We start from the raw sequence: 17,472 nt of genomic DNA, 5'->3' as shown, positions 1-17,472 counted from the left end.
ACCCTGATAGACCGCCCCACCCTCAAGCGGAAGCAGGCATGTTTCGCTTTAGTTTCGGCGGGCCTTTCCCTATATGCTCGGTCATGAGCGAGGAAAGTCTAAGCAGCCCCAACAGCAACGCCTATGGCGCCGACAGCATCAAGGTCCTCAAGGGCCTCGACGCAGTACGCAAGCGGCCCGGCATGTATATCGGCGATACCGATGACGGGTCGGGCCTGCACCATATGGTGTTCGAGGTCAGCGACAATGCAATCGACGAAGCGCTGGCCGGGCATTGCGACCGTATCCTGATCACGCTTAATCCCGATGGATCGGTCAGCGTCGAGGATAATGGCCGCGGCATACCTACCGATATCCATAAGGAAGAAGGCGTGTCGGCGGCCGAGGTCATCATGACCCAGCTGCACGCTGGCGGTAAGTTCGAGAACACCTCGGACGACAATGCCTACAAGGTTTCCGGCGGCCTGCATGGCGTGGGCGTCAGCGTCGTGAATGCGCTGAGCGAATATCTCGACCTCAACATCTGGCGGGACGGCAAGGAGCATTATATGCGCTTTGCCTATGGCGATGCCGTGGCACCGCTCAAGATTATCGGCGATGCGCCGGAAGGCAAGAAGGGCACTCGCGTCACCTTCCTCCCTTCGACCGAGAAGGTTCCGGGTGACGGCGGCACGTTCAAGAACCATACCGAGTTCGATTTCGACAAGCTGGAGCATCGTTACCGCGAGCTCGCTTTCCTGAACTCCGGCGTGCGACTTTTCCTGATCGACGCGCGGCATGAGGAAAAGAAGGAAGTCGAGCTGTTCTATGAGGGCGGCATCGCGGCTTTCGTGAAGTGGCTCGACCGGAACAAGCAGCCGCTGATGCCCGATCCCATCGCGATCGCGGGGAGTCGCGATGATGTGACGATCGACGTCGCGCTGGAGTGGAACGATTCTTATTATGAGAACGTCCTTTGCTTCACCAACAACATCCCGCAGCGGGACGGCGGTACGCACCTGGCCGCTTTCCGCGCCGCGCTGACCCGTACGCTCAACAGCTATGCCGACAAGTCGGGCATGCTGAAGAAGGAGAAGGTCTCGCTGACTGGCGAGGACATGCGCGAGGGCCTCACCGCCATCGTGTCGGTGAAGCTGCCCGATCCCAAATTCTCGTCGCAGACCAAGGACAAGCTGGTCAGCTCCGAGGTCCGCCAGCCCTTGGAAAGCCTGATGGCCGACAAGATGGCGGAGTGGCTGGAGGAGAACCCCAATCACGGCAAGATGATCATCCAGAAGGTGATCGACGCCGCCGCCGCGCGCGAAGCCGCGAAAAAGGCGCGCGAACTGACCCGGCGCAAAGGCGTGATGGACATCGCATCGCTCCCCGGTAAGCTCGCTGATTGTCAGGAGCGCGATCCTGCCAAATCCGAACTCTTCCTCGTCGAAGGTGACTCGGCGGGCGGCTCTGCCAAGCAGGGGCGCAACCGCCATAACCAGGCCATCCTCCCGCTCAAGGGCAAGATCCTGAACGTGGAGCGTGCCCGTTTCGACCGGATGCTCTCGTCCAAGGAAGTCGGCACGCTGATCCAGGCGATGGGCACCGGCATCCGCGACGATTTCAACCTGGAAAAGCTGCGCTACCACAAGATCGTCATCATGACCGACGCCGACGTCGACGGCGCGCATATCCGCACGCTGCTGTTGACCTTCTTCTATCGCCAGATGCCGCAGATCATCGAGGCGGGGCATCTCTACATCGCTCAGCCGCCGCTCTATAAGGCGACGCGGGGCCGTTCTGAGGTGTATCTGAAGAATGAAGCGGCCCTGGAAAATTATCTGGTCGACAATGGCGTTGAGTCCATGGCGCTGGAAACGAGCGGCGGCATGCGTTCGGGCGAAGACCTGCGTCACCTGATCGAACATGGCCGTCGGATGCGGGCGGTGATGCGCTACGTGCCGCGCCGCTATAATCCCGCCATTATCGAAGCGCTGGCGATCAACGGCGCGCTTGATCCGGAACTCAGCCAGCAAGCCCAGGCCGAACGGCTGGCCGCCACCGTCCGCTGGATGGACGCGCAGGATGAAGAAGGAAAATGGAGTGGGCGGATCGCCGAAGAAGGCGGCTTCCACTTCGAACGGCTGTGGCGCGGCGTGACCGATCACCACATGATCGAACATGGCTTCATCGGTTCGGCCGAGGCGCGCAAGCTGCACGCGATCGCCGCCGAAGAAGCGGACAGCTATCGTACCACCAGCCGCCTCGTCACCGCAAAGGCCGCGGCCGCCGCTGAAGAGGCTGGTGACGATGATCTGCCGGTCGTATCCAAAGGCGCGGTATCAGTCACCCGGCCGAGCGAATTGCTGGAGGCGATCCTCAGCTCGGGCCGCAAGGGTCTGGCCATCCAGCGCTATAAGGGCCTTGGCGAAATGAATGCCGAGCAGCTTTGGGAAACAACGCTGGATCCGGACAACCGCTCGATGCTGCGCGTCGAGGTCGAGCAGGCGGACGTGGCGGACGAAATCTTCACCCGCCTCATGGGCGACGTGGTCGAACCCCGGCGCGAATTCATTCAGGACAACGCCCTTAACGTCGCGAACCTGGACGTTTGATCTTAGTAGAGTGAAGCGGCTCTTGCAGCCGCTTCAACTTATCAGCCGAACCGCGGTCACAGACCATTTGGATGCTCCACCTGGAGGATCGCATGTGTTCGTGATGGTAGCGTTTCCGCTAAAGGACAATCGCATCGCGACCATCTGAAAGCAGGTGAGCGACATTCCGGATGTGCCGTTGAAAGTAAGCGTATCGTTGGGGAAGTAAAAAGCGCCGCTCAGAGTTGAATATGAATTGCCGTTGACCTGACAGCACTGATTGCTCGCCGCGGCCCTGCTGTCCCGATAGACGGTAATGCCATTATAGGTGCCACTGGTTGACGGAGAAAGGTCTACTTCCGCCCCACCATTTATGTCCATCGTGGCAAAACTGTTCGCATTGTTGGGCGTGGTGCTGGTCAGCACGAAAGTACAGCCCATGCAGGTAAGATGCCCCTGAGCACCAACCTGAAGACCCGCGTTATTAGCCCCGTTGGCTAGGTAGTAGACGCCCGGCTTCAGCGTCAGCGTGCCTTGGACATTGATCGTCCCATAACAACCCGGAGCGTAAGGACTTCCGCTGCTGCTATCTACCGTCGTCCCGGAAGGGACTTCGATAACCCTCCAGTTGTTGCCACTTTTGCATTTGTCGTTGGCATTGGAAACGTCACTGCTGCTCGGGTCATAGTCGTTCCCTGCCAACGGATCAGTGAGCGCAGAATGGTTGGGCATCAGCATCGTGCCGGACGCATAGGCGGTAGACGAGGGAATGCCGCCCATGGCTACGATGGGCGACACCCTGACGGTCGGCTGGCCGTTAACATTCACAGCATTATTGCTGATCGAATTGGTTCCGGCCCCGCAGCCTAGGTCCAGCGTCGAATTGCCCGCAAAGGTGATCCCCGTGTTGTTCCCATTCTCCTTGGCGAAAAAGCAGACTTTGCCATCGGAAACGACCGCTGCCCGAGCTTCGGCAGCCACCGTGGAGGTCGACATCCCGAACAGGGCCATCAAGGCAGTGGGCTGCGTGCTCACCAGCCGGACGTACATTGCCGAGGTGTAGGTGATGCTGCCGCTGGTATAAGCCCCCGGCGTGATCGTAGACGTGGCCCCCGGCACAAGGGCATTCTGCGTCAGCGCCTTGTTCGCCTGAGCGGTCGCGGCGCTATTCCCCTGGTCCTGATACAGCGAATAGGCCCCAGCCATGGCCGCGGAGTCAGCTTCGCGCTGCAATTCCCGCTTCACATGCGCTAGCTGCATCGTATGCACGCCAAGGCCCGCTGCACCGATCATGACCGGCAGCGCCAGCGCCGTGAGCATGAGGGCATTGCCTCGGGCATCAGACCAAAGTGTGCACAAGCGGGACAGGCAATTGGAGAGGGGCATCGTCAGGTCCTAGGCTTTAGCTCGCGACATAGGCTCGGCGCGTTTCAGACAGCGTGATCGTCTTGCTGACGAACAGGAAGTTCACCGCCAGATTGTAGCCCATGGTTATTGTCACATAGCTGGGGGACGAACTGCTGGTGCCAGACGTAAAGGTGACGGTCGGCCCAACGATGTCCGCCGGATTCATTCCGAACCGGTTCGACGCGATTCGCGCTTGTATGTCTGCTTCGCCTGGCTTGGGCCAGGTCGTCGCATATCGCGCAGCATCCTCGACGGTGCTGCGCAAACCTGCTTGCGCATAAAAGAGGATGCCGAGCGCCGGAATACCGATCAGCATTGCGAGCAGGACGGGCGCCACGATCGCGAATTCCAGCACGCCGACGCCGCGGCAGTCGCGCGCGAGTCGGTTGAGAAGGCGAAAAAAGCGGGTCATTGGATCCTCAGGACGCCCGTTGCCGAAATAGGCACGACGCCATTGGAATTGCCCAACATCTTCGCCAGCGCGCTACCCGCAAAGGACGGGGTGAAGGTCGTCGAAATCTGGATCTGGGTATAACGGGCAGCTTCGCCCGAAGCGCAGCTGGTAGTGCTCCAGTTCGTCGCCGTGCCACCGCACTCGAACGTCTGGGTAACCGTCACAGCGCTGGCCGGCACATCCGCCTGAGCGGCCGCCTGCGCTTGAATATCGCTCGTGGTCACGTTCGGGCCACCCATCCACGACATTTCCAGCCCACGGTTTACGGCCTGCTGAACCTTCATCTTGGCCGCGCCGTAGCGGGCGGCATCTGTCGTTCCCATGATGATCATCGCGAGAAACGGAGCGACCAACGCCGTTTCCACAAGCGCCATGCCCGATTTGTCGATCCGCAACCGGTTCATCATGGCACGAACAGGCGCTCGATCAGCATCGAACGCTGGAACGCGAGGCGAAACACTGATCGCACCGCTCGACAACGCTTGGCTGAACATAAAAGGACGCATCGAAAATCCCTTCGCACCGGGATTTTCTACTCAGCACATGCTGTCCATTGCGTTAAACAGCATGCTTAATAATATGCTAATATGCTGTTTATGTTCAGGTATATATCTGACGTTATATTAATTAGCGGTAAAGAAGCGGGGAAGTTTATGAAGCTTTGGCTTTTTGTTGCGAGCGGCTTGCTCCTCACCGGCTGCGGTCGGAATGAGGATATGGCTGATCGGCCCGCAAAGGACCTGCACATGGCAAATACGCAGATCGTCGAGGGCCAGACGACGGAGCAGCAACCGGCCATTTTCTCCAAAGCTGAAGCTCATGCCGACCCGGAGATCGCTTCACCGCCGCCACAAACTGTCGATACGGCGCCGCTGAGCAGCGAAACACGCTACAGGGCGCTCGGCACGGAGCCCTTCTGGTCCGTGACCGTCAAGGGATCCGTTGCAACCCTGGAACGTCCAGGCAAACCTCCAAGACATTTCACGGTCAGCCGAACGGATGATGGCCGCGCCATACGCTATTTGGCAGACGGATTCGCCATGACGGTGACCGAAGGTCCTTGCAGCGACGGCATGAGCGATGCGCACTGGGCCGATAGCGTCGCGCTGTCCTTCGGCGAAGGCACCTTGAAAGGCTGCGGCGGCGTACGCGAGGACTTCTAATCCGTTCGCATCGCCTCTGCCACCAGCGCCTCGGCTTCCATGAGCAAGGCGTCCTCCGCCGCCGCCTGCGCCACCTGTTCACGGCCGATCAGGATCAGCACCGGCACGGCCAACGGACTGACCCGATCAAGGTCGACGTGCAACATCGTCGCCGAAGCGCGGTCGATCAGATCACCGAGCCGCCCGACATCGGTCATGCGCGCACGGGCGTCGGCCCAGGCCGCCTTCAACAGCAAATGATCCGGCTGATATTTGCGCAGCACGTCATAAATGAGGTCGGTCGAAAAAGTGACCTGCCGCCCGGTCTTCCGCTTGCCGGGATGCTGGCGTTCGATCAGGCCCGCGATGACGGCGACGTCCCGGAAAGCCCGCTTCAACAGGCTTGATTGTTCGACCCATTCGACAAATTCATGATCCAGAATGTCTGCGGAAAAGAGGCTTTGCGGGTCCGTCACCGGTTTCATCCCATAGACGGCAAGCGCATAATCGTTGGACACGAAGCCGAGCGGCATCAAACCCTGCGCATCCATGCGACGAGTGAGCAGCATCCCCAGTGACTGATGGGCATTCCACCCTTCAAAACTGTAGCAGACGAGATAATGCCGCCCCTCATGCGGGAAGGTTTCAATGAGCAGTTGCCCCGGTTCGGGTAGGGCCGACCGATATTTCTGCACTTCCAGCCACTCCCGCACATCGTCGGGGAAGCGATGCCATTCCTCCGGCTCGGCCAGAAAGTGGCGCACCCGGTCGGCAAGCCGCGTGGACATGGCCATCCGCGTGCCGCCCCAGGCGGGCACCCGCGCCTGCTTAGACGTTGCGCGCACGACCAGGTCGGTGACGTCCATACGCACCACCTCTAACGCCAAGCCGGAAAAGAAGAAGCTGTCGCCGGGACGCAGCGTCGCGGCAAAGCCCTCCTCCACCGTGCCAAGCTTTCGCCCATTGGCGAACCGGACGTCCAGCACCGGCTGATCGACGATGATCCCGGCATTCATGCGGTGCTGTTGAATGAAGCGCGGGTGCGACACGCGCCACAAGCCGTCCTCGTCATGGGTTAGCCGCTTGAACCGGTCATAGGCCTTCAGCGCATAGCCGCCCCCTTCGATAAAGTGCAGGACGTTGGCGAACCCCTCATCGGTGAGCGCACTGTAGGGCGTGGCCGATCGGACTTCGTCCAGCAACTCCGATTCCGCAAACGGTGCCGCGCAGGCCAGCGCCATCACATGCTGCGCCAGAACGTCGAGGCTGCCGGTGCGGAAATCATCAGCATCCCGCTCCCCCGCCTCCACCGCATCCAGCGCGGCGCGGGCTTCCAGATATTCAAAGCGGTTGCCCGGAATGATGATGGCCTCGCTCGACTGGTCCAGCCGGTGATTGGCGCGGCCGATGCGCTGGAGCAGGCGGGATGAACCTTTGGGCGCACCCATCTGGATCACGCAATCGACATTGCCCCAATCGACACCCAGATCGAGGCTGGCCGTGGCGACAAGCGCGCGCAGCCTGCCGTCGGCCATCGCATTTTCCACCTTCCGCCGCGCCTCCACCGACAGGCTGCCATGATGGATGCCGATCGGCAGGTTGGCCTCGTTCGCGGTCCAAAGCTCCTGAAAGATCAGCTCCGCAAGTCCACGCGTATTACAGAATATCAGCGTCGTCTGCCGCCGCTCGATTTCGGCCATGACCTGCTTTGCGGCATATTTGCCGGAATGGCCCGACCAGGGAATCCGCCCTTCCGGAATGAAGATGGCGATGTCGGGATCAGCGCCTTCCTCTCCCATGACCGGCGCGACGCTGTTGATGTCACCGTCAGGCGCAAGCCAGGCGCGATAAGCGTCGACATCCGCTACGGTCGCCGACAGAGCGACGCGGCGCAGTTCGGGATTGATCCTCTGCAAGCGCGCAAGCGACAGACTGAGCAGATCCCCCCGCTTCTGCGTGGCGAAGGCATGGACCTCGTCGATGATCACCGTCTTCAACTGCGCGAACATCAGGAAGCTGTCGGGGTAACTCAACAGGAGGGACAGGGACTCCGGCGTGGTCAGCAGGATCTGCGGCGGCCGAGCCCGCTGCCGCGCCTTGCGGTCCGAAGGCGTGTCGCCCGTGCGCGTCTCGACCCGGATGGGAAGGTCCATCTCCTCGATCGGGGTAAGGAGATTGCGCCGCACATCGACCGCCAGCGCCTTGAGCGGTGATACGTAGAGGGTGTGAAGACCCTCGCCCGGTTCTTCGATCAGATCGGCAAGCGTTGGCAGGAACCCCGCCAATGTCTTCCCCGCACCCGTCGGCGCCACGAGCAAGGCATGATCCCCTGCTCGTGCGGCTGCCAGCATCTCCATCTGGTGGCGACGCGGCGACCAGCCGCGCGCGGTGAACCATTGCTCCAGTTGTTCAGGAAGGCTTTGGTTCATATCGATAGATGTAGGAACGCGCACCGGCGCTGTCACGATCCCTCCCTCGCAAGATCATGAAGGCGGCCAGATAAATGCCGAATGGCTGCTCTCTTTCCCTCCCAAAGGCGTTACACTCCAGGACATCAGAGCAAGGCTGCAAAGCCGCCAACTCAGGAGAACAGCGATGACCGGCGAAACAGAGGCCGACCTGTCCGGGGCCGAGCCCACCCGCAACCGGCGCCGTGCCAAAGCCGCCATCATGGAGATCGGCGGGCGCAAGCTGAAACCAGCGACGCTCATGATGGGCCATGGCTATGATCCCATGTTGTCGGAAGGATCGCTGAAGCCTCCCATCTTCCTGACATCGACTTTCGCCTTTGAAAGCGCGGCCGCTGGCAAGCGGCATTTCGAAGGGGTGACGGGGATCAGGCCGGGCGGCGCGGAAGGGCTGGTCTATTCCCGCTTCAACGGCCCCAATCAGGAAATCGCCGAAGACCGGCTAGCGGTGTGGGAGGAAGCGGAAGATGCCCTGCTTTTTTCCAGTGGCATGTCAGCGATAGCGACAACGCTCCTCGCGCTCGTCCAACCCGGCGATGTCATCGTCCATTCGGCGCCGCTTTACGCAGCAACGGAATCACTCATCGGCCGAATCCTCGGCAAATTCGGCGTGCAATGGCTCGATTTTCCAGCGGGCTCGGCCGAGGAGGAGATCGGCGCGGTAATTGAACAAGCAAAGTCGCTTGGCCGCGTCGCGCTTATCTATCTGGAAAGCCCCGCCAATCCCACCAATGTGCTGGTCGACGTGGAAGCGGTCGTGGCCCGGCGGGACCATCTCTTTGCCGGAGAGGATCATATTCCGCCGGTAGCGATCGACAATACGTTTCTCGGGCCGCTCTGGCACCATCCGCTCGCCCATGGCGCCGACCTCGTCATCTACAGCCTCACCAAATATGCGGGCGGGCATAGCGACTTGGTGGCAGGCGGGGTGTTAGGGCCGAAGGACCTCATCAACACTATCCGGCTGATGCGCAACACCATCGGCACGATCCTCGACCCACATAGCGCCTGGATGCTGCTCCGTAGCCTGGAAACGCTCGAACTGCGCATGAGCAGGGCTGGCGACAACGCAGCGAAGGTCTGCGCGTGGCTCAAGGACCAGCCGCAGGTGGAGAAGGTCGTCTATCTCGGTTTCCCGGAAACGGAGCGCCAGGCAGACATATACAGCCGCCACTGCAAAGGGGCGGGCTCGACCTTCTCCCTCTATCTGAAGGGCGGCGAGGCCGAAGCCTTCGCCTTCCTCGACGCGCTGAAGATCGCGAAGCTGGCGGTTAGCCTGGGTGGCACAGAAACGCTGGCCAGCCACCCGGCAGCCATGACGCACCTATCCGTGCCCCCTGAGCGCAAGAAAACTCTGGCGATCAGCGACAATATGGTGCGCATATCGATCGGCTGCGAAGATGCCGACGACCTGATCGCAGACTTTGCGCAGGCGCTGAAAGCCGTGGGATGAGCGATGGCCGTCCCGTCGTCCTGGTCGGACAGCGGCTTCTCGCTCCGCTGCTGCCAATCCTGCGGCCACTCTATGACGCCTGGCCGCTGTGGGAAGATGAGGGCGAACGCCGATGCAGTGAGGCCCGGGCAGTTGTTTGGGCCGGAGAATTCCCGCTGGCGCCAGCGCTGCTCGACATCATGCCGCAACTTGGCCTCATCGCCTGCTTCACCGTGGGCTATGATGGCGTCGACCTGATGGAGGCGGATCGGCGCGGTATAGTGGTAACCCATGGTGCCGACGCCAATGCGGAAGATGTTGCGGACCACGCTATAGGGCTCATGCTCTCGCACCGCCGGGGCATTGTCGAAGGTGACCGGCTGTTACGGACGGGCCTGTGGATCGCTGGCCCTGAAAGGCTGTCGCATTCGCTGGCAGAAGCAAGGCTCGGCGTCGTCGGCATGGGCCATATCGGGCAAGCAGTCGCCAGGCGCGCGGAGGCGATGCGGATGCAGATCGGCTGGTGGGGCCCGCGCGACAAGCCGGCACTGCCTTGGCCGCGATCGGAAAGCCTGAACGCGCTGGCGCGTGATAGCGATATATTACTCGTCGCAGCACGTGCCGACAGCGGCAATCGCGGGATGATCGATGCGGGCGTTATGGATGCGCTCGGCCCGAACGGGCTCCTCGTCAATGTCGCGCGCGGGCAACTGGTGGACGAACCGGCTTTAAGGCAGGCGCTGCGACAGCGGAAACTCGGCGGCGCGGCGTTGGACGTGTTCCAACAGGAGCCTACTCCGGCCGATATCTGGGCGGATGTCCCCAACTGCGTCCTGACGCCGCACATGGGCGGCGCCACCCATGAAGCGGTAGCGCGCATGACCCGGATGGTGCTGGCGAACCTTGAGGCCTTTTTCGCCGGAGAAGCACTGCCGAACCGCGTCAGGCCTGATTGACTAGGCGAGCCTTAGAGCCAGTCCACGCGTGGCCACCCCTTCGCCGCCGCCAGCCTGGCGAGCGGCTTGTGCGGATTGGAAGCAAAGGCCATGTCGGCAAATTCCAGCATCGGCGCGTCGGACACATGGTCTGAATAAGCCCTGATCTGCGCCTGCTCGCGGTCGATGGCCTCTGCCGCCATCCACGCCTTGATCATCCGCAGCTTGCCGGTGTCGTAGCAATTCTCGCCCGCGATCTTCGCACGAACATAGCGCAGATCCTGGCTCAGATGATCGGTCGCGATCACGGCGTCGAACCCCAGCCTGCGGGCGATGGGTTCCACATAAAGGCGGTAGGACGCGGTGGCGAGCACCAGCCGGTAGCCGTCCGCCCGGTCCCGCGCGATCTGCTCGAGAGCGCCCGCTCGAACATTGTTGGCCACGACCTTCGCCGCATAGCTTTCCACATGTGGCATCAGCTTGGTGCGTTCGACATTGAAGCCGATCATCAACGCCTGATTGAGTTCCTTCAGCCGTTGCCGGCTGATCAGCTTGAAGACATAGGCCAGCATCAACAGGATGACGCAGGGCAGCAGGACCAGCCGCCATGGCGCCATCGCTTTGGATACATGAATGAGGAAGCCGGTATAGGTGCCCGAAAAGGTCACCGTTCTGTCCATGTCGTAGATTGCCAGGCGGTGCGTCATGCCGTGTCCGAAACTTTTTGGCCGCTATTGTCGTTCTACCGTGCGGATGGGCCGTTTCGGCTTGCCGTGCAACCGATAATGGACCACTAACCGCCTTTGATGAACAAAGCCGCCGATCTTGTCGAAGAAACGCGCGATGGCGGTGCTGTCATTCGGCTTCTCGGGCATCTCTCCATCGCCTGTCTGCGCGACCTGCCTGCGCGCCTCGATGCTGTGACGGGCCCCGTTTCGGCTATCGATCTGTCCGGCGTGGAACATATGGACACGATTGGCGCCTGGACCGTGCACCGCACGGCCAAGCGGCTGGGCTCTGAGGTGACTGGCGGCAATGATGACGCACAGCGCCTGATCGAGGCCGTGGGCAAGCTGGATGAACCGGTCAACATCCGCCCCGATTATGTCCCCCCCCTCCAACGCGTCGTCGGCCAGATCGGCGAGGCGGTAGTCAACTCCTTCACCACGCTCCTTGGCCTGCTCGGCTTCTTCGGCGCGACCTTGGTGGCAAGCTGGAACGTCATCCGGCACCCCAGCAAGTTCCGCGTCAACGCCGTCGTGCAACGTTTTGAGGTCGTCGGTGTCTCGGCGCTTGGCATCATCGGCCTCATGAGCTTCCTGATCGGCATCGTGATCGCGCAGCAGGGTTCGGTACAGCTGCGGCAATTCGGCATGGAAATGCTGACGATCAACCTCGTCGGCCGGCTAACCTTCCGCGAATTGGGCGTACTGATGACGGCGATCATGGTCGCAGGCCGTTCGGGATCAGCCTTCGCGGCGCAGCTTGGCACCATGAAGCTGACCGAGGAAGTGGACGCGATGCGCACCATCGGCGTGTCGCCCATGGAGGCGCTCGTCCTTCCCCGTACGCTGGCCGTGGTCATCATGATGCCGCTGCTCGGCTTCTATTCGTCCATCGTCGCGGTCATCGGCGGCGGTTTTCTCTGCGCCGTGTCACTCGACATTCCGCCCATTACTTTCATTCAGCGGCTGCGAGAGGTCGTGCCGATTACCGACCTTTGGGTCGGCTTGCTCAAGGCGCCAGTGTTCGGGATCATCATCGCGCTTTCCGGCTGTTTTCAGGGCATGCAGGTGAAGGCCAATGCGGAGGAAGTAGGACTGCGGACGACATCTGCCGTGGTCCAGGCCATCTTCCTCGTGATCGTGATCGACGCTTTCTTCGCCGTCTTCTTCACTTGGCTGGGGTGGAATTGATGGCCGAGGAAGAGGAAGCGGCCGCCGAGGAAGCGCGTGTCGACAAGGCTGTCGAGAAAAGCGATGTCGCCATTTCCGTAAGGGGCCTCAAGAACAGCTTCGGCGATCAGGTCGTGCATGAAAATCTCGATCTCGATGTGCGTAAGGGCGAGATTTTGGGCGTCGTTGGCGGCTCTGGCACCGGCAAGTCGGTGCTGATGCGCTCGGTCATCGGTCTTCAGACGCCGGATGAAGGCGAAATCCACGTCTTCGGCGAATCGATGATCGGCCGCCTGGATGACGAGGCCTTGGCGATCCGTAAGCGCTGGGGCGTGCTGTTCCAGGGCGGCGCGCTCTTTTCGACCCTAACGGTGGCCGAGAATGTCGAAGTGCCGATCCGCGAATATTATCCCAACATCGGGCCGCAACTGCGCGACGAGATCGCCGCCTATAAGATCCGGCTGACTGGCCTCCCAGCCGAAGCTGGCCCGAAATATCCAGCGGAATTGTCAGGCGGCATGAAGAAGCGGGCAGGCCTCGCCCGCGCGCTGGCGCTGGACCCGGACCTGCTGTTTCTTGACGAGCCCACTGCCGGGCTAGATCCGATCGGCGCAGCAGCCTTCGATGATCAGACGCGAAAGCTCCAGCAAACGCTCGGCCTCACGGTCTTCCTCATCACCCATGACCTCGACACGCTCTATTCGATTTGCGATCGCGTTGCGGTGCTGGCGGATAAGAAGGTGATCGCTGTCGGCACCATCGATGAGCTGCTGGCGACGGATCACCCCTGGATTCAGGAATATTTCAATGGCCCGCGCGGGCGCGCCGCGACGGCGGCCGTGACCCGCGAACGGGAAAAGACGGCGCCGCAGCCATCGGACGGAAGGCGATAGGATATGGAAACCCGCTCCAACCATGTGCTGGTGGGCACGGTCACATTGCTGCTGCTGGCGGCGATCATGGTCGCCGCCTTCTGGTTTTCGCGCCTCTCCGAGGGCGACAACATGGAATATGACATCTTCTTCAAACAGTCGGTGAACGGCCTCGCCAAGGGGTCGAGCGTCAATTATTCCGGCGTTCCGTCGGGACAGGTTGAGAAGATCGAGCTTTGGAAGCGCGATCCAAGCTTCGTGAAGGTGCGCATTTCCGTCAAGGAAGGCACGCCGGTCCTTCAAGGGACCACCGCAACGATCGCCGGGGTTGGCTTCACCGGGGTCAGTGAAATCGTGCTGGATGGCGCTGTGAAGGGCGCCCCGCCCATCACCTGTCCGGAAGAAAATCCCCTGACTGCCTGCCCTGACGGCGTGCCGGTCATCCCCACAAAGCCGGGTGCGCTGGGTGAATTGCTGAACAACGCTCCGCAACTGTTGGAGCGGCTCTCCACCCTGACCGAGCGGCTGACCGAACTTCTGAACGACAAGAATCAGCAATCGATCGCGGGCATCCTCGCCAATGTCGAACGCGTATCGGGCGCTCTCGCAGATCGCAGCCCCGAAATCGCCGCCACCCTTGCCGAAGCGCGCATTGCGGTTCAGCGCACGGGCATAGCGGCGGAACAGATCGGCAAACTCGCCGCGACGACGGACTCGATGCTCACCGAAGAAGGCAAGCCGCTGATGGCCGATCTGCGCAAGAGCGTGCAGTCGGCCACCCGCAGCATCGAAACGCTCGACAGGACGATTGCCGAAGCGCAACCGGGCGTCCGCGCGTTCAGCAATCAGACGATGCCGGAGGTCAATCAGCTGGTGCGCGACCTGCGTGAAATGTCGCGCGCGTTCCGCGGCGTTGCCGAAAAACTGGATCAACAGGGTGCGGGTTCGATCGTCGGGTCGCCCAAACTGCCCGACTACAAGCGATGAGAGGGACAGCGATGACGTTCCACAAGAAACCTGCCGCCCTCCCGATTATGCTGGCCTTCGCCGCCGCACTGACAGGCTGCGTGTCCTTCGGCGGCAAGCCGCCCGAACGGCTGCTGTCGCTGGATGCCGCGCGGAAGGTCGCACCGGGCACGCTTCGCAGCATCGCTGCGGGAACAACCATCACGGTCGCGGATCCGGAGTCCCCCAAGCTCCTCGACACGGTTCGCGTTCCCGTACGCACTTCGCCCACGTCGCTCGCCTATGTGACCAAGGTGCAGTGGGCCGACACGCCGCGCCACCTGTTCCAGAAGCTGCTGTCCGAAACGATCGCCGCCAGCAGCAACCGCATCGTACTCGATCCCGGTCAATATTCAGCGGATGCGGGCCAGCGACTGATGGGCGAATTGGTCGATTTCGGCCTGGATGAGGCAAGCAACAGCGCCGTCGTCACCTATGATGCCATCCTTGCGGGCCCCGGCGGCACGGCAATTGCACGGCAGCGCTTTACTGCCAGCGTGCCTGTAGGTGGCAAGATCGACGCAACCACGATCGGCGCACCGCTCAACAGCGCGGCGAACAAGGTTGCTGCTGACGTGGCCGCATGGCTCACTGCTAGCGGACGCTAAACCCTCTGAAGGATGCCATTCTGGATGACGTTCAGCATGGCATCCTCAGCTTTACTCCACGCTCTTGCTCACTTGTTCGGTGACGTCCTTTGACAGACCGGGCTGCGACAATATTCTCTGCAATTCCCCGCGCATCAAAGCGGCTCGCTCCTCGTCGAAACGACGCCAGCGTCCGAGCGGCGGGACCAGGCGCGCAGCCGTTTGCGGATTGAGCTTGTCCAGCGCGATGATGCAGTCCGCCACAAGCCTGTAGCCCTTCCCAGACCGATGATGGAACGCCCACTGGTTGCCTGCAAAGGCGCCGAAGAGCGAACGCACCCGGTTGGGATTGGCCAATGTAAAATCAGGATGCCCGGCCAGCTCCTCGACCAGATCAACGGTGTCCGGATGCGAGGCAAAGGCTTGCGTCTGGAACCACTTGTCGAGCGTCAACGCATCATCCCGATACCGATTGTAGAAGATGTCGAGTGCCGCCTCGCGCTCGTCACTGCGGTCATTCGCCAAGGTAGCGAGCGCCGATTGCCGCTCCGTCATGTTGTCGGCTTCGTCAAATTGCGAGAAGGCCACTGTGGGCCCATCCACCGCGCCCGACGCCACCAGATAGATCAGGGCGCTGTTGCGCAGCTTGCGAGCGCCTTTCGCAGCAGCCGAGAGCGAGAACCCGTTGGCTCTGGTCCGGGCATGGACATCGCGCCAAAGTGGTTCCAGTTCCTTTCCGACGCGCCGCTGCAACGCGTCACGCGCCGCATGGATGTCGTCCGGATCGACCTGCACCATCTGATCGCCGATATATGCTTCGCTGGGCAGCCGAATAGCTTCGGCGATGAAGGCGCTGTCGAGATGCGGATCGTTTACTGTATCGCGGATCGCCGCGATGACTGCTGTCTCATCCACCTCCTGCCCCGCCACTCTGCCCACCAGCGCGTTGACCATCAATTGCTGCATTGCCTCATACCGGGCGAAGGGATCATCATCATGCGCGGCGAGGAAGGCGAGATCGGCCTGACTCCTGCTGGTCTCGACAATCACCGGCGCTGAAAAGCCGCGATTGATCGACAAAACAGGAGCCACGGCAAAGCCATTGAAGGTGAAGCGCTGTTGCTCCTCCGTCAGCATCAGCAGCGTCTCGCCACTGCTGCGGCCGCTATGCCGGTCGAACAGCGCAGCGCGCAGCGGCATAGCCAGCGGCGCTTTGTCGGGCTGCCCCGGCGTCGGCGGCGTATTCTGCTCCAGCACCAGTTCCACCGACTGCGTGATCGGATCATGCGTCAAGCTAGCCCTGACACGGGGTGTCCCCGCCTGTTCATACCAGCGGCGAAATTGGGTGAGATCGATCCTGCCGCCCTCTTCCATTGCCCGGATAAAATCCTCGCAGGTCGCCGCTTCTCCATCATGCCGCTCAAAATACAGGTCGGTAGCTGCGCGAAAGCGATCCGGGCCAAGCATCAGGGCAATCATCCTGATCAGCTCGGCGCCTTTGTTGTAGATCGTCGCTGTGTAGAAGTTGCTGATCTCCATATAGGATTCCGGCCGCACCGGATGAGCCAGCGGTCCTGAGTCCTCCTGAAACTGCGCGGCTCGCAAAACGCGCACGTCTTCGATCCGCTTGACGGCGTGGCTGCCCATATCGGCCGAGAAATTCTGGTCCCGAAAGACGGTGAACCCTTCCTTCAGCGACAGTTGGAACCAGTCGCGGCACGTCACTCTGTTGCCCGACCAGTTGTGGAAATATTCATGGGCCACCACCCCTTCGACGCCATCATAATCGGCGTCCGTAGCGGTCTCCGCATCGGCAAGAATGTAGCGCGAATTGAAGATGTTAAGCCCCTTATTCTCCATCGCTCCGAAATTGAAATCAGCTACGGCGACAATGTTGAACACATCGAGATCATATTCGCGGCCATAGACCCGTTCATCCCAGGCCATGCTGTCCTTCAAAGCCTGCATGGCGTGGCTGGTGCGGGGCAAGTCGGCCTCTTTGACCCAGATGCCCAGCTTAACGGCGCGTCCGCTCATCGTGACAAAGCTGTCGCTGTTGCAGGCAAGATCTCCGGCGACGACGGCAAAAAGATAGCAAGGCTTCGGGAATGGATCGACCCACTTCGCCCAATGCCGCCCGTCCGGCAGCTCGCCTTGCTCTGTCGGGTCGCCGTTCGAAAGCAGGATCGGATAGCGGGCCTGGTCGGCTTCCAGGCGAACGGAATAGCGCGAGAGAATATCAGGCCGGTCGGGGAAGAAGGTGATCCGGCGAAATCCCTCCGCCTCGCATTGCGTGCACAGCAGCCCGCCGCTGGCATAAAGGCCCATCAGCTTGCTGTTCTGCTCAGGAGCCAACGCGACCACAGTTTCCACCTGATGCGCGGTTTCAGGCAGAGGGATGACCAAAGCGCCCTGTTCGATACTCCACTCGCCCGGCCCGAGCGCGCGCCCATCGACTTTCACCTCGATCGGCGTCAGCCCGTCGCCGTCAAGCCTGAGTGGCCGGTCATGCCCTCCGTTGCGAGTAACGCTAAGGCTCGCCCGGACAATCGTAAGCGCCGGATCAAGGCTGAAATCAAGATCGGTAGTAGGAACAAGCCAGTCGGGTGGACGGTAATCCCGACGCCGAACGACTATAGGAGAGGAAGCGCTTGTCGATTGAATGTCAGCCATGACCGCAACCTAAGAAGCCCGCAGTCAAAAGG

General features: G+C 61.3%; 14 protein-coding genes. 8 read left to right on the top strand and 6 right to left on the bottom strand.

What is annotated here, in order from left to right; genetic code table 11:
• Nucleotides 1–83 precede the first annotated feature (83 nt).
• Entirely contained in the window at nucleotides 84–2,591 is a 2,508-nt protein-coding gene (gyrB, locus tag SPHS8_RS10660; protein ID WP_201515453.1) for a DNA topoisomerase (ATP-hydrolyzing) subunit B, read from the top strand.
• Between the two features lie 33 nt (nucleotides 2,592–2,624).
• Here gyrB and SPHS8_RS10655 read toward each other — a convergent pair whose 3' ends face one another.
• The 3 genes from SPHS8_RS10655 to SPHS8_RS10645 all read right to left on the bottom strand — a co-directional run bounded on the left by SPHS8_RS10655 (nucleotide 2,625) and on the right by SPHS8_RS10645 (nucleotide 4,937).
• Nucleotides 2,625–3,890 carry a pilus assembly protein TadG-related protein gene (locus SPHS8_RS10655; protein WP_201515452.1) on the bottom strand — a complete coding sequence of 422 codons (1,266 nt, stop codon included), beginning with the start codon at nucleotides 3,888–3,890 and terminating at the stop codon, nucleotides 2,625–2,627.
• A gap of 82 nt (nucleotides 3,891–3,972) precedes the next feature.
• Complete coding sequence (locus SPHS8_RS10650; protein ID WP_201515451.1) at nucleotides 3,973–4,389, bottom strand: TadE/TadG family type IV pilus assembly protein; 417 nt, start codon at nucleotides 4,387–4,389, stop codon at nucleotides 3,973–3,975.
• The gene (locus tag SPHS8_RS10645; RefSeq protein WP_201515450.1) at nucleotides 4,386–4,937 is read right to left on the bottom strand and encodes a TadE/TadG family type IV pilus assembly protein; all 552 of its coding nucleotides are present in this window, start codon (nucleotides 4,935–4,937) and stop codon (nucleotides 4,386–4,388) included. The genes SPHS8_RS10650 and SPHS8_RS10645 overlap by 4 nt, the downstream gene beginning before the upstream one ends.
• Before the next feature lie 81 nt (nucleotides 4,938–5,018).
• Here SPHS8_RS10645 and SPHS8_RS10640 point away from each other — a divergent pair, with 81 nt between their 5' ends.
• Nucleotides 5,019–5,594 (top strand): COG3650 family protein, encoded by a 576-nt coding sequence (locus SPHS8_RS10640; protein ID WP_236575083.1) that lies wholly within the window; start codon nucleotides 5,019–5,021, stop codon nucleotides 5,592–5,594.
• Here SPHS8_RS10640 and SPHS8_RS10635 read toward each other — a convergent pair.
• Nucleotides 5,591–8,002 (bottom strand): ligase-associated DNA damage response DEXH box helicase, encoded by a 2,412-nt coding sequence (locus SPHS8_RS10635; protein WP_201515523.1) that lies wholly within the window; start codon nucleotides 8,000–8,002, stop codon nucleotides 5,591–5,593. The two genes, SPHS8_RS10640 and SPHS8_RS10635, sit on opposite strands and share 4 nt — an antisense overlap.
• Nucleotides 8,003–8,168: 166 nt before the next feature.
• Here SPHS8_RS10635 and SPHS8_RS10630 point away from each other — a divergent pair, with 166 nt between their 5' ends.
• Nucleotides 8,169–9,494 (top strand): cystathionine gamma-synthase family protein, encoded by a 1,326-nt coding sequence (locus SPHS8_RS10630; RefSeq protein ID WP_201515449.1) that lies wholly within the window; start codon nucleotides 8,169–8,171, stop codon nucleotides 9,492–9,494.
• Nucleotides 9,491–10,429, top strand: a complete 939-nt coding sequence (locus tag SPHS8_RS10625; protein ID WP_201515448.1) for a 2-hydroxyacid dehydrogenase — start codon at nucleotides 9,491–9,493, stop codon at nucleotides 10,427–10,429. The genes SPHS8_RS10630 and SPHS8_RS10625 overlap by 4 nt, the downstream gene beginning before the upstream one ends.
• Before the next feature lie 11 nt (nucleotides 10,430–10,440).
• On the opposite strand, the gene SPHS8_RS10620 is transcribed toward SPHS8_RS10625, so the two are convergent.
• Nucleotides 10,441–11,115 (bottom strand): HAD family hydrolase, encoded by a 675-nt coding sequence (locus SPHS8_RS10620; protein WP_201515447.1) that lies wholly within the window; start codon nucleotides 11,113–11,115, stop codon nucleotides 10,441–10,443.
• 99 nt (nucleotides 11,116–11,214) lie between these two features.
• Here SPHS8_RS10620 and SPHS8_RS10615 point away from each other — a divergent pair, with 99 nt between their 5' ends.
• Genes SPHS8_RS10615 through SPHS8_RS10600 form a run of 4 tightly spaced genes read left to right on the top strand, consistent with a single transcriptional unit; the run spans nucleotide 11,215 to nucleotide 14,788 of the window.
• Nucleotides 11,215–12,324: an ABC transporter permease gene (locus tag SPHS8_RS10615; RefSeq protein WP_201515446.1), complete on the top strand. Its 1,110-nt coding sequence runs from the start codon at nucleotides 11,215–11,217 to the stop codon at nucleotides 12,322–12,324.
• On the top strand, nucleotides 12,324–13,196 hold the full coding sequence (locus SPHS8_RS10610) for an ABC transporter ATP-binding protein (RefSeq protein WP_097090529.1): 873 nt from the start codon (nucleotides 12,324–12,326) through the stop codon (nucleotides 13,194–13,196). Before SPHS8_RS10615 ends, SPHS8_RS10610 begins: the two co-directional genes overlap by 1 nt.
• A gap of 3 nt (nucleotides 13,197–13,199) precedes the next feature.
• Entirely contained in the window at nucleotides 13,200–14,162 is a 963-nt protein-coding gene (locus SPHS8_RS10605) for an MlaD family protein (protein WP_201515445.1), read from the top strand.
• An 11-nt stretch (nucleotides 14,163–14,173) separates the two neighbouring features.
• Nucleotides 14,174–14,788 (top strand): ABC-type transport auxiliary lipoprotein family protein, encoded by a 615-nt coding sequence (locus tag SPHS8_RS10600; protein WP_201515444.1) that lies wholly within the window; start codon nucleotides 14,174–14,176, stop codon nucleotides 14,786–14,788.
• Between the two features lie 51 nt (nucleotides 14,789–14,839).
• Here the strand turns inward: SPHS8_RS10600 and pepN are convergent, their stop codons facing one another.
• Nucleotides 14,840–17,440, bottom strand: a complete 2,601-nt coding sequence (gene pepN / locus SPHS8_RS10595; RefSeq protein ID WP_201515443.1) for an aminopeptidase N — start codon at nucleotides 17,438–17,440, stop codon at nucleotides 14,840–14,842.
• Between the last annotated feature and the right edge of the window lie 32 nt (nucleotides 17,441–17,472).

Origin of the sequence: Sphingobium sp. S6 (assembly GCF_905120495.1) — a bacterium.
Lineage (GTDB): Bacteria > Pseudomonadota > Alphaproteobacteria > Sphingomonadales > Sphingomonadaceae > Sphingobium > Sphingobium agri.
The sequence above is the reverse complement of the archived record's forward strand: the minus strand, read 5'-3'. Positions and strand labels throughout refer to the sequence as shown.